This window comes from Paractinoplanes ferrugineus, from assembly GCF_016862195.1.
Classification (GTDB): Bacteria; Actinomycetota; Actinomycetes; order Mycobacteriales; family Micromonosporaceae; genus Actinoplanes; species Actinoplanes ferrugineus.
The window spans coordinates 19,154-33,924 of record NZ_BOMM01000049.1; the positions used below are offsets into that span (position 1 = coordinate 19,154).

The following is a 14,771-nucleotide window of genomic DNA, read 5'->3' on the forward strand; positions in this document are numbered from 1 at the left end:
CCCCGTGGTCCTCATTTGGTCGAGCCAGGAGCCACGTTGCCGTTCAGGTGTCGCACCCGTCCCGGAAACTACGAACTAAGTCGAAGGATTTTCAGGTACAAAAACGGCAAACCGGACTAACGTCCGTAGCCGTCGTCACCCGGGATTCGATAAAGATCCGCCGTCGGGTGCCGATGGAAGGGGGCGTGACCACAGCCGACGCTCTTGCCGGACGCCCCGGGCCGGTACGCGCCCGCTGGGCCTGGGGGCACGTGGCGGTCGGGCTGACGCTGGTCGCGATCTACGGTTTCGGCCCGGTCCCGTGGCAGAGCCCGGTCATGGCCCTCGGCATCGTCCTCGGCATGGTGGCGCTGTCCGTCGGGCCCACCCGCAACCTCGCCCCGGCCGACCGGCTGCCGTACCGGTTGGTGCGCGCCGCCGCCGGGCTGTTCATCGTGGCGACGATCATCCGGGCGGTCGTGCCGAGCACCATGGCCACGCCGCCGACGGCCATCGCACTGATCCCCAACTCGTTCGTGGTCCCGGCGTACCTCTGCCTGGGTTATGCCTTTCTGGTGCTGCTGCGTCGGCGGCGCGCCGCCGACGACGACCCCGCACGGGTCGACGCGGTCCTGGTCGGGCTCGCCGCCGCGTTCGTGACCTGGACGTTCGTCATCTCCCCGGCCGTCTACTCGGCCGACCTCTCCGCCCTGCAGGTGCTCGACGCGCTGTTCCCGATCATCGACGTGGTCATGCTGATCCTGGTCGCGCAGCTCATGCTGGCCGGCGGGGTGCGGCAGGCCGCGCTCTGGCTGATGATCGTCGCGGCCGCCTGCATGTTCGTCGGCGACCTGCTGTTCACCCTGCGGGACGCCCAGCTGATCGACATCTCGCAGACCCCGAGCAACGCCGCTTTCCTGCTGATGTTCGTGCTGATCCCGGCGGCGTCGCTGCACCCGTCGACCCGGACCCTGGTGCAGCCGCAGAAGATCGTCGTGCGGGACATGAGCAAGCTACGGATGACCGTGATCGGTCTGGTCGTGGTCGTGCCGACGATCATCACGTCGTTGATGCCCGCCGGCTCGGTGCTGAACGACCTGGTCCGCGCCGGGCTGTGCGCGATGATCGTGCTCAGCGTGCTGGGCCGGGTGGTGCGCTCCAACAACTCGCGGGTGCGCGCCGAGCTGATGACCCGGCGCCGGGCCACCCACGACGCGCTCACCGACCTGCCGAACCGTGAGCTGCTCTCGGAGACCGTGGCCGCCTGGGCCGACCGGGCGACCACCGAGCACCTCGAGATCAGTCTGCTCTTCATCGACCTCGACCGGTTCAAGATGATCAACGACCACTGGGGGCCGGAGGTCGGTGACGAGCTGCTGTGCGCGGTCGCCGGCCGGCTCGGCGAGCAGGTGCGCGCCGAGGACGTGGTCGCCCGCATCGGCGGGGACGAGTTCGTGATCGCCCTGGCCAGCGCGTCGCACGAGCGGCTCGCCGAGTCGCTCGCCGATCGGTTGCTCGTCGAGTTCGCCAGACCGTTCCGGCTGTCGGTCGGCGAGGTGGTCGTGTCGGCGTCGATCGGTGTCGCCAAGTCGGCCGGCGGGGCGCACGCGCTGGAACTGATCCGGGACGCCGACACCGCGATGTACAAGGCCAAGGGGGCGGGCCGCAACGCCTACGCCATGTTCGACACCTCGCTGCGTGAACAGATCCGTGACCGGGTCAAGCTGGAGCAGGCACTACGTGGCGCCCTCGATCGCGGCGAGCTGGCCGTGCACTTCCAGCCGATCGTCGACATCGTCACCGACGAGCTCGACGGCTTCGAGGCGCTGATGCGCTGGAACTCGCCCGAGCTGGGCTTCGTCTCGCCCGTCGAGTTCATCCCGATCGCCGAGGAGACCGGCCTGATCGAGGAGATGGGCGCCTGGATGCTCCGCGAATCGGTGCGCCAGCTGCAGGAGTGGCTCGACGTTCGCGGCCCCGACGCCCGGCCGCTGCACGTGTCGGTGAACGTGGCGGTCCGCCAGCTGAGCGACGGCTCGCTCGTCAAGCTCGTCGACGACACCCTGCGCGAGAGCGGGCTGCCGCCGAGGGCGTTGTGGCTGGAGATCACCGAGTCCGGCGTGATGGCAGACATCGAGGCCGCGTTGCTGACCCTGAACGCGCTGCACGCGCTCGGCGTCACGCTCTGCATCGACGACTTCGGCACCGGCTACTCGTCGCTCAGCTACCTGCACCGGCTCCCGGTCGGCATCGTGAAGATCGACCGCTCGTTCATCGACGACGTCGGCGCGGCCGGCGCCAACGAGCCGATCGTGCGCGCGGTCCTGGCGATGACCCATGCGATGGGCCACCGGGTGGTCGCCGAGGGCGTGGAGACCGAGGTCCAGCGGGACTGGCTCCGCGCCCAGGGCTGCGACCTGGTGCAGGGCTGGTTCTACGGCAAGGCCGAGCGCGCCGAGGACCTCACGAGCTGGATCGAGCGTCCGGTCCCGGCGTAACCGCCCGGGACACCGAAGGCGTGACCGCCTGGGACACCAGGCCGGTGATCATCCAGCCGGCGATGCGCTCGAAGGACGGCTCCCGGCTCGGCCCGGAGGCCGCCAGGACCCCGGCGAGGTGCGGGAAGTCGCCACTGGCCACCGCCTCGGTGAGCAGGTCCACCTGCGCCGACGTGGGGGTGGCACCGGCCCGCTCGTTCGTCACGTAGGACGCCACAAAACCGGTGATCAGGGCGATCAGCTCCATCCTGGTGGAGCCGTCCAGGCCGGTCGGCTCGAGGGCGGCCAGGCCATGCTCCAGGTAGTCCAGCATGTGCCGGCCGGTCAGGCGGCGGTCGGGCAGGGCCGCGGGCAGCCACGGGTGGGCGAGCATCAGGGTGCGCTGGGCGGCGGCGAGCGCCATCAGATCCGTACGCCAATCGCCGGTGATCTCCATTTTCGGCCGGGCCGCCCCGGCCCGGTCGACCATCAGGTCCAGCAGGCGTTCCTTGTCGGGGACGTAGGTGTAGAGGGACATCGCGCCCGCCCCGATCTCGGTGGCGATCCGGCGCATGGTGACCGCGGCGATCCCTTCCGTGTCGGCCAGCCCGATCGCGGCGTCCACGACCTGCTCCCGGGTGTGCGCCGGCGGGCGTCCACGAACCATCGATGCCTCCTGCTCCTATTTTCAGTACAGCGTCCGAGAAACTTGCTTCGATCGCTGCTGCGCCCCCTGGCTGCGCACCGGAATCCCACCCCTGGCGTAACGAGGGTGCCGACGCTCAGGCCACTGTCGCCGGCCGCCGACCCGCCGCCGGAGTGGAAGGCGCCGTCATGCCGGTCGGCCCCGCCGGCCCGGACGACTTCTTCTGGCGCGGCGGCGCCTTCGGGCCCGAGCGCGCGCCGATCGGTGGCATCGGCCACCGCTTCCAGCCCGGCCACCGGATCCGGCTGATGGTCGCGGGCGATGCCCACCCGGTTGCCGGTGGTTTAGCCGCCTTGATCGGTGGGGTAATGCGTCGCCGCCACCCCACCGATCGAGGAGAAACAATGCCTATCCAGGGAATCTTCTATCTGCTCGCCGTCATCCTGCTGGTTCTCGCCGCCCTGCCGATCGGCACCCGCGGCATCAGCCTGGCTCTGCTCGGCGCCGCCTTCGCCCTGCTCGGCTACAGCTGGGACACCATCACCGGCTGAGCCCGCCCGGCTCGACGATCAGGACCACCTTGCCGCGGCCGTGCCGGGACTCGACCACCCGGTGCGCCGCGACCACCTCGGCCAGTGGATAGGCCCGCACCGGCATGGTGACCTGGCCCTTTGCGGCTCGATCGAGCACCGCGGCCAGACGACGCGGGTCACGGCCGGCGCGCACCACCCGGACCCCGTGCCCGGCGGCGGCCTTGTCGTCCACAATGGTGCCGATCCGATCCGGGGCGACCCCGAGCGACACCGACTGGGCGATCGCGGCACCACCCGCGGCGTCGAGCGCCACGGTCGGCTGATGCCCCGTCGCGCGTACGGCATCCGGCAGTCGATCGCCGTAGGCGACCGGGATCGCCCCCAGCTGCCGCAGGTAATCGTGATTGCCGGGCGACGCCGTGCCGATGACCGTGGCCCCCGCCCGCACCGCGAGTTGCACCGCGACCGTCCCCACACTCCCGGCCGCGGCATGCACCAGCAGCACGTCGTCCGCGTCGACGGCCAGCTCGGCGAGCGCCCCGGTCGCCGTCTGCGACGCCGCGACGAGCGCGGCGGCGGTCGGGAAATCCAGCCTTTCGGGCTTGCGCACCACCTGCCGCGCGGGCACGCGGAGCAACTCCGCGTGACCGTTGAACATGGTCGAACCCAGCACGGCGTCGCCCACCCGCAGCCGGCCCTCTACGCCGGCCCCGAGCTTGTCGACCACCCCCGCGTATTCCTGGCCGAGTTGCTGCGGGAAGGTCACCGGCGCCCAGGACATGACGCCCTGCCGAAATCCGACATCGAACGGCTGCACACCCGCCGCAAGCACCCGGACTCGCACCTCGCCGGGCGCCGGCTCGGGGTCCGGCAGGTCGACAATACGCAGCACATCGGGCGTTCCGAAGCGCTCGAACACGACGGCTCTCATGGGTGTCACCCTGCGAGCTGAACCGAGGTTGAGGTCAAGACCGCCAGACCTTATTCTTTGCGCTCGCCGATCATGGGGAGCTGACCTTGTACCCGCAACAACCACAGCAGCAGCCGTCGGGCAGCGGCATCGCGCTGACTACCAAATATCACTGGATGACCTTCATGCTGGCTCTCTTCAAGCCGGTCATCGAGATCAACGGCCAGCGGGTCGGCAACGCCTGGGGCCGCCAGATCATCCCGCTGCAGCCCGGCCAGTACCACCTGCACGTGCACGTTCCGTACCTGTGGCCGCTCGGCAAGGCCGATCTGCCCATCAACGTCTACGCCGGGCAGACCGTCGAGATCGAGTACCGCGCCCCCCTGATCGCCTTCATCGGCGGCGCCATGGGTGCCCCGCCGCAGAAGTGGCCCGGCCTGGTCTTCACCATCATCATGTTCGCCGTGGTCGGCGTCCTGATCCTGTGCGCCTGCGGCGGCACCATCCTCGCCGCCTCGACGTCGAACAGCACCTCCGCCGACACCTTCCACGCGGTGACGCAGCTACTCCACTGAGCGACTGAGGTGACCGGTCGGCCAGGCATCGCTACGGTAGTGCCGTGTCTCAGATCCCGTGGTGGGGGCTGCCCCTCATCGCCGTAGTGTTCGCCCTGGCCGGGGCCGTTACCGCACAGCTGGTGACGGCCCGTGACGAATATGCGCGGAGCCGGCGGAAAGCCACTCGCCGGTGGTACGAGGAGCGCAAGGACGCGTACGTCGCCCTGCTCTCCGTCTTCGAGCGTGACACCTACCGGTTGCGCGCCGCCTACGACGCCGGGGACAAACCGCCCTCGGCGCTCGCCTATGTCGACGACGTGGCACCGGCCCTCATGCGGGTGCGGTTGCTCGCCTCCGGGCCAGTGCGCAGTGCCGCGCTCGCCGTCCATCTGCTGTTGCAGAAGCTGCACGGCGAGATGAACCCGGCGGCCGTGTCCGGGGTGCAGCCGCAGACCCACTTCCGTGAACTGCTCACCCAGGTTCCGCTGGTCATGCAGCAGTTCGAGGAGGCGGTCCGGGAGGAACTGCGGATGACCGCGACACCGCCCACCAAGCCGGAACTGTCCGATGCCGACCGGCCGCGCTCGTGGCGGCGCCGGTCGGCCCGGACATCGGCACTGGATGACCTTGAAAATATCGGGCAGGATCTAAGTCGTGACCGATCAGAACCTCGATGAAGTAACTGCCGGGGTCGTCCGCAGCGGGATCGTGGCGATCCTGCGGGCGCCCACCTCCGACGGATTCGCCGCCGTGGCCGAGGTGCTGGTCGAGGCCGGCATCACGGCCATGGAGATCACCCTGACCTCCCGCGGTGCCATCGAGGCCCTGGCCGGCCTGCGGCGCCAACTGCCCGCCTCGGTGTCGGTCGGGGCCGGCACGGTGCTGTCCCTCGACGACGCGAAAGCAGCCGTCGACGCGGGCGCCGAATTCCTGGTGTCGCCGCACCTCGACGTGTCGCTGGTGCAGGCGTCGCCGGTGCCGTTCTATCCGGGCACGGCCTCGCCGACCGAGATGTTCCAGGCATATCAGGCGGGTGCCCCACTCGTGAAGCTCTTCCCGGCGGCCAACCTCGGCCCGGGCTTCCTGCGCAACGTCCGGGGTCCGTTCCCGCAGATCAACGTGATGCCGACCGGCGGCGTCAACATCGAGGACATCGCCGACTGGCTCTTCGCCGGCGCCAAAGCGGTCGGCCTCGGCGGCCCCCTGATCGGCGACGCGGCCCAGGGCGGCAGCATGGTGGCCCTGGCGGCGCGGGCCCGGCACGCGGTGAGCGCGGTCGCGTTCGCCCGGTCATGACCGGGGGCCTGTTCACCTTCGGCGAGACGATGGGGCTGGTCGCGGCGGACGGCATCGGCCCGTTGGCGTACGCCGGCTCCTTCACGTTCGGCATCGGCGGCGCCGAGAGCAACGTGGCCGTCGGCGTTGCCCGGCTCGGCGGCCACGCCACCTGGCTGGGCCGGGTCGGCCCGGATGCCACGGGTGAGCTGATCCGGTCCCGCCTCGGGCACGCCGGCGTGCACGTGATCGCGCTGCCCGACTCGTCCTTCACCGGCCTGATGGTCCGGCACCGCCGCTCCGGCGAGTTCGCCCACGTCGACTACCACCGCTCCGGCAGCGCCGGCTCCCGCCTGAACCCGTCCGACCTCCCGGCGGCGTCCCTGCGCGAAGCCGGCGTCCTGCACGTCACCGGCATCACCCCGGCCCTGAGCGAGACCTGCCGGGCGGCCGTCTTCCAGGCGGTCGAGACCGCCCGCGCGGCCGGCGTGCCGGTGTCGGTCGACGTCAACTACCGCGCCAAACTGTGGTCCCGCTTCGACGCCGCACCGGTGCTGCGTGACCTGGTGGCCCGGGCCGACATCGTCTTCGCCAGCCCCGAGGAAGCGGAACTCTTCGTCGACCCCGGGGACCTGCTCGGCGGCCTGACCAAGCTCGGACCCACCGAGGTGATTCTCAAGGACGGCGGCCGGGGGTGCGTCGCCCGGATCGGCGGCGAGCGCCACACCGTCCCGGCCCTGCCGGTGACCGTCATCGACCCGGTCGGCGCCGGCGACGCGTTCGTCGCCGGCTACCTGGCCGACCGGCTGGCCGGCGAGCCACCGGCGCAACGCTTGCACACGGCGATCGCCGCCGGTGCCTTCGCGGTGACCGTGCCGGGCGACTGCGAAGGCGCCCCGGACCGCGTCGAGCTGGCCGCCCTGACCGGCGGCGACATCCGGCGCTAGGAGAGGCATACAACAGGCGCCGGCCCGGGGCAATCACCACATCGGATGAGCGATTCCCCCGCAGGGGCGTTGGTGGATGTCGATTTCTCGTGTGAGCATCCCACTCATGCGGAATGCCGACTTCTACGAGGTGACCGCGCAGGTCATTCCCACCATATTTATCGCGGTGGTGCTGGAACTGCGCGCGTTGCTGGGCTTCACGTCGAACAGATGGGAAACCGCGGCTTCCGAGAACGTGCATGATCCGGTCGAGCGAAAGCTCTACGGTCAGTACGCCACGGCCGCCTATCTATTTCTGTTCTCGGCGATCGGGTTCGTCGTCAGCGAACTGGCGGCACTGTCGGTGGTGCTGTTCGGGGTGAACGGTTTCTGGCCCTGTATCGCGGTATTTGTCGTCGCGGTCGGAGTGGCGATGCTGACGGTCGTGGCGTTCGGCGCTCCACTCTGGCACGACGCGTTGCGGAGCAAAGTGGGCAATCCTCGATGAATCGCTTCTTGACCGGCGGTTCTACCGTTGACGGTGTTCGCATCCCTGGTGAGAACGACTTCCGCCCGATTGGACCACGCCATTGATGGCTAGTGTGTTTCGGCCGAAGAAACGACGAGACGAAGCGTGGCAGCAGCAGCGCGAAAAGCTTGTTGCCGACATCGCCCGGTCCGGTGCCGAATCGGCACCCGCAAGTGAGCGGAAGACCCTCACATTCGTCGCTCGATCGCCGTTCGACCGCACCGAATGGCTGGGCGCGGTGGAAGACCTCGTCGACATGATCCCGCCCGAGAGTCTCGCGGAGAACGGCGACTGTCCACTGGACAACATGATCAATGCCTGGGCTGACGGCTGGGTCGCCGAGCTGGAGCGCCAGCACGAGGCGTTCCGCATCGCCGCCCTCCGCGAGCTGCGGGTGACCGAGGGGCAACTCGTGGCCCACCGGCTTCTGCTGGATCATGACCGCAGCTACCACGACGAGATGGACGGTGCGGTCTCGTCGATCGTCGGCGATTCGCCGGTCGTGTCTCCGCGCGATCTCCCCGGGGAGTCGCGATGACCAGGCCGAAGCGGGCCGACACGTCCGCGCTCGTCGGCCGGCCCTCGTGGCTGACCGCCGTCGCCCTGCTGCTCGCGTCGCTGGCTGACGTCGGCGCATTCTCGCAGGTCGTCGCATTGGTACTGCCTGACCAGGCGCAGTACGTGGTGTACGCCGTCGTCATCGGCATGACGGCGACGGCGGTCTATCTGGCCCACACCTGCGGTGCCATCATCCGCGACCGGGCCACCGGCGACCCCGGCCGGCGGTTCATCCTGTGGGCGTCCGGGGGTGCCTGGGCGATCCTGGGTCTGGCCGCGTTCGCGGTGCGACTCATCGAGAGCTCCGACCCCGGCGCCACTTCGACGTTCTACACCGACGGCGGTCTCGTGCCGAGCGACACCGGCCACACCGCGGTGCTCCAGGCCTTCGTCTTCCTGGCGCTCTACGTCGGCACCGGCCTGACGGCGGCGGCGGGGGCGTACTTCAATCGGAGTGCGGTGCGCAGGCGGTACTCGGCTGCCCGGCAGCGGCGAGCGGTCGCGGCCGAGCGAGCGTCGTTGTCGGCGGCTGCCTACGGCGATGTCAAGGCCATTCAGTCGGCCCAGCAGACCGCTTACGACGAGTCCGCGCAACTGCTCGAGATCGAGAAGCGCGCGGTTCTGGCTTTGTCCGCCGAGTTGAAGCAATACGCGCGCATCTGCATCGCCAACCGGGGGAAGGATCCGGAGGCGGCTCGCCTGTTGTTCGAGGCCGACAAACGCCCCTACGTGCTGCGGCAGTTCGACGAGCGGGCGGACCCGGACGGCGCGAATGAGTGATCGGATCGTCAGGCGGCTGGTCGCCGGCCTGGTTGTCGTTCCGCTGCTTCTGCTGGCCGGCTGCACTACCGATTCGTTCGCTCCGCAGGCCGTCGATCTGTCCTGCCAAGGGACGGCCGGTGGTCCGGTCACCCTGGTGGTCGGGGCCCGAGCGAACAGCCCTCGCCCGGTGATCCCCGAGCCGGTGGCGGGGTTGATCCGGGAGGCGGCCAAACGAGGTGCGCCCATCCAGGCGGTGCGGGTGGACGGGGCGCCGAACTCGGTGCTGAATGCGACCTTCCACACGAACGCCCGCAATGAGGCCGCGCGGCTGCGCGCTCTCAGCGCCTTTCTCGCCGACCTCGGAACGGCCGTCGAACGGATCACCGCGAAAGTGCCGGAGGCTGACGTTCTGGAGGCATTGGCGCAGGCCGCCCACATCACCCAGCCGGGCGGCACGGTGGTCGTGCTCGATTCCGGGCTGCAGACCACCGGGCTGATCCGGTTCCAGGACGAGGGCACCTTCGGGGCCGAACCCAACGAGGTGGTCGAGTACCTGAAGAAGTCGGGGGCGCTTCCGGAGTTGCCCGGCCGCGCCGTGCTCTTCGCCGGTCTGGGGAACACCGCCGAACCGCAACCGGCGCTCACCCAGAACCTTCGAAACCGGGTCGCGGACCTGTGGACAGCGATCGCGACGTCCGGGGACGCCTCCTGCGTCGCCGATCTCAAGACGGCCTCCACGACCGGCTCGATCGGCGGAAACGTTCCGGTCACCGTGGTCCCGCTGCCGTCGCAGCCGACCTTCAAGGCATGCGGCCGGACGGTACTCGACGATTCGAGCAGTGTCGCGTTCCGCCCGGACACCGCGACCTTCCGGGATGCTGCCGCGGCCCGGAAAACCTTGGGGTCACTTGCCGACGTCACGCGTGCCGGCCAACAACATCTCACGCTGACCGGCACGACAGCCTCGGTCCCCGGTTCCGGCGGCAACGGCGTCGTGCTGTCCCGGAAGCGGGCCGAAGCCGTGGCGGACGTGCTCAAGGGCATGGGTGTCCCCGCCAGCCGCATCACGACCGTGGGCGGCGGGAACACCAGCAAGTTCCACATCCGTGACCTGGATGGCAAGGGGAATCTGATCCCCGCCGCCGTGGTCCGGAACCGATCGGTGGTGATCGAGCTCAGCTGTGCGTAGGGCCGCAGATCGTGCCGCGGGCCGGCACTGTCAGGTCGACCAGGTAGGCGTCGGCGATGTCGCGCATGCACTGGCTCCGGGAGTAGGAGCCGTGGCCGGCGCCCTCGTAGGTGACCAGCACGCCGTGCCGGCCCAGTTGGCGTTCGACGTTGCGGGCCCAGTTCCAGCCGGTGGCGGCGTCGTGCCGGGAGTTGAGCAGCAGGAGTGGCGTTCGGGTGTGCACCCGCAGGGCGTGCTGGGGGTAGGCGACGTGGTCCCAGCCCAGGCACGCGGTCAGGGCGAACGCCTGGGCGGGGAAGTGGGTGTTCGGGGCGACCCGGGCGGCCTGTCGCATGAGGGAGGCGTACTCGCGATAGTCGCGGACCGGCAGTGACCAGTCGGCGCAGAAGGCCGGCAGCACCACCGGCAAGGGGCCCGGGCGGAAACCGGGCGCGCCGCCGGCGACCGCGGCGAGGTAGTCGGCCAGCTTCGCGTAGTCGGCGTCCTTGGTCCGTTTGAAGGTGACGGCCACCAGGTCGAATCGGGTGAAGTCGGCGCGGCCCGAGGTGAACAGGTCGTTCCAGACGGCGGCCACGTCCCGGCCGTGCAGGGCGCATGAACTCGTGTGGTCGCACCAGGTCACGAAGTCGTCGAAGGCGTCCTCGGCGGCCCAGGTCTGGGCGGTCAGGAACTCGGCGGTGGAGCGGCTGCTGTGGTCGTCGACGCTTTCCAGGAGGATCGCCCGGGTCCGGTCGGGATAACGCTCCGCGTACGCCGCACCCAGCACCGTTCCGTAGGAACTGCCGTGGAAGGTCAGCTTTCGCTCGCCGAGCGCGGCCCGGAGGGCGTCCAGGTCGCGGACGTTGCTGCCCATGTCGGCGTGGTTCCACAGGTCGCCCGTCAACTTCTCGCACCCGGCCCACAGCGTACGGTTGTAGGCGAGGGTCGTCTCGAAGTCCTTCTGGCTGCTCAGGATCGGGTCGGGCGCCTTCGCCACCTGCTCCGGGTCGCAGCTCACCGGGTGGCTGCCGGTCGAGCCGCGCGGGTCGAAGCTCACGATGTCGAAGCGGTCGAGCAGGGTGTCGCTGAAGCGGTCGTAGTCGTCGGTCACCCGGCTGACGCCCGGATCCCACGGCCCACCCGGCCCGAAGATCAGCGTGCCGACCTTGTGGGCCTGGTCGCGGGCCGGGCGCCGGCCGACCGCGAGCTCGATCGTCTCGCCGGCCGGGCGGGACCAGTCGACCGGGACGGTCAGGTGGGTGCACTGGGCGTCCATGTTCTTGCCGCAGGTCCGCCAGTCGAGGGTGGCGGCCGTTGGCGCGGGAACCGGCAGGGCGGCGGCCAGCAGGACGGCGAGCAGTGAGTTCATGGCGTCGATCCTGCTCGATTGTGGACTGTCGATTAATCCGGGCCTTCCCCGAGCGAACCCTGTCAGGGTGACCGGATCGTTCCGCCGACAGCCCGGATCAGGTCTGCCGCCGGGCCGGTGGAGGGCGAAGAATCGAGCCATGACGAACGCTCTGATCGTGATCGACGTGCAGGAGTCCTTCCGGGCCCGGCCGTTGTGGCGCACGCTCGACAACCCCGGCCTGATCGGCAACGTGCGGCGGCTCGTCGACGCCGCGCGGGCCGACGGCTCGCTCGTCGTGTGGGTGCTGCACGCCGAACCGGGAAGTGCCGGCGTGTTCGATCCGGTGCACGGACACGTCCGCCTCGTCGCCGAGCTCAAGGCCGCCGCGGGTGAGCCGGTCATCGTCAAGACCTCGCACAACGCGTTCTCCACCACCAACCTCGGGCAGACGCTCACCGCCGCCGGGGTGCGTTCGGTGACGGTTTGCGGGCTGCGCACCGAGCAGTGCGTGGAGACCACTGCCCGGGTCGCCGCCGATTTCGGGTACGACGTCACGTTCGTCACCGACGCCACCGGGACGTTCCCGATCCCGCACTGGGAAGCGCCCGCCGACCAGTCCGTCGAGGAGTTGCTGGCCGACCCGCGTACGCTTGCGGCGGCGGACGTCAAAGCCCGCACCGAGTACGCGCTGGCCGGCCGGTTCGCCACCGTCCGAACCACGGGAGGTGTGACCGGATCGTGAGCCGGGTGGTGTTCGTGCTGACTCCGCAGGTGCACCTGCTCGACCTGGCGGGGCCGGCGCAGGTGTTCGGCACGGCCGAGGGCTACCAGCTGTCGTACGTCGCTGAGGAAACCCCAGTGCCGACGTGGCAGGGCGTGTCCCTGCACGCCGACCGGGACTGGCCGCGGTTGACGACCGATGACCTGGTCGTGGTGCCGGGCTGGCGCAGTGGCTACGGAGCGTTCACCGACGAGACCCTGGAGCGGCTGGCCGCCCACCACCGGGCGGGCGGGACGGTGGCCAGCGTCTGTGCCGGTGCGGACGCGCTCGGCCGGGCCGGCCTGCTCGCCGGTCGCCGCTGCACGACTCACCACGACCTGCAGGACGAGTTGGCTCGTAACTATCCGAGTGCCTCGGTGCTGCGCGACGTCCTCTATGTCAGTGACGACCGGGTGGTGACCTCGGCCGGCATCGCCAGCGGGATAGATCTGGCCCTGCACCTGGTGGCGCTGCGGCACGGCCCGGCGGCGGCCGCGCGGGTGGCCCGCGAGATGGTCGTCTACGCCCGGCGCAACGGCGACGAGCCGCAGGCGAGCGCGATGATGCGGCACCGCGCCCACCTCTCCGACGTCGTCCACCGGGTGCAGGACCGGATCGACTCGGGCTTCGCCGCGCCGCTGCCGCTGGCCGAGCTGGCCTCCGGCGCGGGCGTCAGCGAACGAACGCTGACCAGGCTTTTCGCCGCCGCGACCGGGCGCACCCCGCTCCGCTATCAACAACTGTTGCGGGTCGAGCGCGCCGAATATCTCCTCGGCCACGGTGCCACGGTCGAGGCCGCCGCCCGCGCGGTCGGTTTCACCGATGCCCGGATGCTCCGCCGGCTGCGCGCCCGCCCGTAGGATCGCGGCGTGCTGCGTGGCGTCCTCCTCGATCTCGACAACACCCTCGTCGATCAGCGGGCGGCCACCGCCGAGGCCCTCCACCGCTGGCTGCCGTCACTCGGCGTGCCGTGCACCCCGGAACTGCTCGTGCTGTGGGACGAAGTGGCCGAGCGTCACTTCAAGGCCTGGCGCGAGCGCCGCGTCACCTTCCGCGAGCAGCGGCGCGGCCGGCTGCGGGAATTCCTCCCCCGGGTCCGGATCCCGTACGCCGAGGGCGAGCTCGACGCGATCTTCGCGGACTACCTGATCGCGTACGAGTCGTCCTGGCGCGCCTTTCCCGACGTCGATCAGGCGCTGGCGGCCATCGCCGCGGCCGGACTGCGAACGGCCGTGCTCACCAACGGCTCGACCGAGCAGCAGCACCAGAAGCTGGCCCGCACCGGCTTGACCGGCCGGCTCGGCCCGGTCTTCACGGTCGAGGACGTCGGCACGTCGAAGCCGGACCCGGCCGCGTTCCTGAGCGCCTGCGCCCGCTGGGGGCTGCCGCCGGCCTCGGTGCTCAGCGTCGGCGACCGGCACGACCTCGACGTGCTGCCCGCCCGCCGGGCCGGCCTGCTCGCCGTCCACCTCGACCGGCACGACGGCGGCCCGCACGACGAGCCGCACCGCATCCGCTCCCTCGCCGAGCTGCCGCTCGACTGGTGACCACCGCCGTGCGGGCTCCCGGCGCCCCGGTTTCCGGGCCGGCGCGGGCGGGTTGATCTCGGTCAGGACGTGATCGCGCGGTTCAACCACTCCGACATCAGGGACTTCTCGGCGGCGCTGAGCGCCGGTAGTTCGTCGACGACGGCGGCGAGGGCGACGGCGACGGTGGTGGCGTCGTTCGCCGCGACGACGGGGACATCGGTGAGGACCGCGGCCACGACTGCGTCGAACATCGCGTCGCCCAGGCCGGGATCGTCACCGGCGAGCATCGCGAGCACGGCACCGCGGCCGGCGGCCTGGATCATCTGGACCGCTCGCTCCTCGCTGACCCGCAGCCGGCCGGTCGCGGCCAGTCGGTGCACCCGCTGCCGGAGAATCTGGTCGCCCGCCGCCACCGCCGGGGAGCGTCGCCGGCGCGGGTCGGCGTACAGCTGGAAGAGGTCGGGGTTGGCCAGGCCGAACTCGATGTGACTGTGCCAGCCGGCCTTCAGATCCTCGAACGGGTCCTGCTGGGTGTCGATCACCTTGGCGCCGACATAGGCCGTCAGTGCGTGTTCGGCCAGCGCGTCGAGCAGCCCGTCCTTGTCGCCGAACAGCCGGTAGATCGTCGGCGGCTGCACCCCCGCCGCCTGCGAGACCGCCCGGGTGGTGACGCCGCGGGCTCCTTCGGCCCGGAGCAGCCGGCCGGCCGCTTCGATGATCACGGTCCGGGCCTCGTCCATGTAACGACGATAACAGCTCTTGCGTACCGCTGGATTATCAGTGATAACGTGTCGCTGTTACCAACGTTAAG

The 14,771-nt window shown here is 70.3% G+C and carries 17 protein-coding genes; 13 read left to right on the forward strand and 4 right to left on the reverse strand.

Translation table 11 applies throughout. The annotated features are described in order from the left end of the window. Positions 1–185: 185 nt before the first annotated feature. Positions 186–2,477, forward strand: a complete 2,292-nt coding sequence (locus Afe05nite_RS26170) for a putative bifunctional diguanylate cyclase/phosphodiesterase (RefSeq protein ID WP_239118201.1) — start codon at positions 186–188, stop codon at positions 2,475–2,477. Here Afe05nite_RS26170 and Afe05nite_RS26175 read toward each other — a convergent pair. Further along, a complete protein-coding gene (locus Afe05nite_RS26175) occupies positions 2,443–3,123 on the reverse strand; it encodes a TetR/AcrR family transcriptional regulator (RefSeq protein WP_203819865.1) in 681 nt (226 codons plus the stop codon). The two genes, Afe05nite_RS26170 and Afe05nite_RS26175, sit on opposite strands and share 35 nt — an antisense overlap. Positions 3,124–3,290: 167 nt before the next feature. On the opposite strand from Afe05nite_RS26175, the gene Afe05nite_RS26180 reads away from it, so the two are divergent. Further along, complete coding sequence (locus Afe05nite_RS26180; protein ID WP_203820071.1) at positions 3,291–3,653, forward strand: hypothetical protein; 363 nt, start codon at positions 3,291–3,293, stop codon at positions 3,651–3,653. Here Afe05nite_RS26180 and Afe05nite_RS26185 read toward each other — a convergent pair. Then, a complete protein-coding gene (locus tag Afe05nite_RS26185; RefSeq protein WP_203819866.1) occupies positions 3,643–4,566 on the reverse strand; it encodes an NADP-dependent oxidoreductase in 924 nt (307 codons plus the stop codon). The two genes, Afe05nite_RS26180 and Afe05nite_RS26185, sit on opposite strands and share 11 nt — an antisense overlap. A 155-nt stretch (positions 4,567–4,721) precedes the next feature. Here Afe05nite_RS26185 and Afe05nite_RS26190 point away from each other — a divergent pair, with 155 nt between their 5' ends. The 8 genes from Afe05nite_RS26190 (at position 4,722) to Afe05nite_RS26225 (ending at position 10,341) form a co-directional block, all read left to right on the forward strand. Continuing rightward, positions 4,722–5,120, forward strand: a complete 399-nt coding sequence (locus Afe05nite_RS26190; RefSeq protein WP_203819867.1) for a hypothetical protein — start codon at positions 4,722–4,724, stop codon at positions 5,118–5,120. Positions 5,121–5,164: 44 nt separating this feature from the next. Further along, on the forward strand, positions 5,165–5,779 hold the full coding sequence (locus Afe05nite_RS26195) for a hypothetical protein (RefSeq protein ID WP_203819868.1): 615 nt from the start codon (positions 5,165–5,167) through the stop codon (positions 5,777–5,779). Beyond that, positions 5,757–6,398, forward strand: coding sequence for a bifunctional 4-hydroxy-2-oxoglutarate aldolase/2-dehydro-3-deoxy-phosphogluconate aldolase (locus tag Afe05nite_RS26200; protein ID WP_203819869.1), 642 nt, complete (start codon positions 5,757–5,759; stop codon positions 6,396–6,398). Before Afe05nite_RS26195 ends, Afe05nite_RS26200 begins: the two co-directional genes overlap by 23 nt. Beyond that, positions 6,395–7,324, forward strand: coding sequence for a sugar kinase (locus Afe05nite_RS26205; protein WP_203819870.1), 930 nt, complete (start codon positions 6,395–6,397; stop codon positions 7,322–7,324). The genes Afe05nite_RS26200 and Afe05nite_RS26205 overlap by 4 nt, the downstream gene beginning before the upstream one ends. A gap of 106 nt (positions 7,325–7,430) precedes the next feature. Further along, positions 7,431–7,811, forward strand: coding sequence for a hypothetical protein (locus Afe05nite_RS26210; RefSeq protein ID WP_203819871.1), 381 nt, complete (start codon positions 7,431–7,433; stop codon positions 7,809–7,811). A gap of 85 nt (positions 7,812–7,896) precedes the next feature. After that, complete coding sequence (locus Afe05nite_RS26215; protein WP_203819872.1) at positions 7,897–8,370, forward strand: hypothetical protein; 474 nt, start codon at positions 7,897–7,899, stop codon at positions 8,368–8,370. Next, complete coding sequence (locus Afe05nite_RS26220) at positions 8,367–9,170, forward strand: hypothetical protein (RefSeq protein WP_203819873.1); 804 nt, start codon at positions 8,367–8,369, stop codon at positions 9,168–9,170. The genes Afe05nite_RS26215 and Afe05nite_RS26220 overlap by 4 nt, the downstream gene beginning before the upstream one ends. Then, complete coding sequence (locus Afe05nite_RS26225) at positions 9,163–10,341, forward strand: OmpA family protein (protein WP_203819874.1); 1,179 nt, start codon at positions 9,163–9,165, stop codon at positions 10,339–10,341. Before Afe05nite_RS26220 ends, Afe05nite_RS26225 begins: the two co-directional genes overlap by 8 nt. Here the strand turns inward: Afe05nite_RS26225 and Afe05nite_RS26230 are convergent. Then, complete coding sequence (locus Afe05nite_RS26230; protein WP_203819875.1) at positions 10,328–11,689, reverse strand: alpha/beta hydrolase; 1,362 nt, start codon at positions 11,687–11,689, stop codon at positions 10,328–10,330. The two genes, Afe05nite_RS26225 and Afe05nite_RS26230, sit on opposite strands and share 14 nt — an antisense overlap. A 139-nt stretch (positions 11,690–11,828) precedes the next feature. Between Afe05nite_RS26230 and Afe05nite_RS26235 the strand changes: the two genes are divergently transcribed. Genes Afe05nite_RS26235 through Afe05nite_RS26245 form a run of 3 tightly spaced genes read left to right on the forward strand, consistent with a single transcriptional unit; the run spans position 11,829 to position 13,978 of the window. Further along, positions 11,829–12,413, forward strand: coding sequence for a cysteine hydrolase family protein (locus Afe05nite_RS26235; RefSeq protein ID WP_203819876.1), 585 nt, complete (start codon positions 11,829–11,831; stop codon positions 12,411–12,413). Continuing rightward, on the forward strand, positions 12,410–13,291 hold the full coding sequence (locus Afe05nite_RS26240; protein WP_203819877.1) for a GlxA family transcriptional regulator: 882 nt from the start codon (positions 12,410–12,412) through the stop codon (positions 13,289–13,291). The genes Afe05nite_RS26235 and Afe05nite_RS26240 overlap by 4 nt, the downstream gene beginning before the upstream one ends. A gap of 9 nt (positions 13,292–13,300) precedes the next feature. Continuing rightward, a complete protein-coding gene (locus Afe05nite_RS26245; protein WP_203819878.1) occupies positions 13,301–13,978 on the forward strand; it encodes an HAD family hydrolase in 678 nt (225 codons plus the stop codon). Positions 13,979–14,040: 62 nt separating this feature from the next. Here Afe05nite_RS26245 and Afe05nite_RS26250 read toward each other — a convergent pair whose 3' ends face one another. Next, complete coding sequence (locus Afe05nite_RS26250) at positions 14,041–14,700, reverse strand: TetR/AcrR family transcriptional regulator (protein WP_203819879.1); 660 nt, start codon at positions 14,698–14,700, stop codon at positions 14,041–14,043. Positions 14,701–14,771 lie beyond the last annotated feature (71 nt).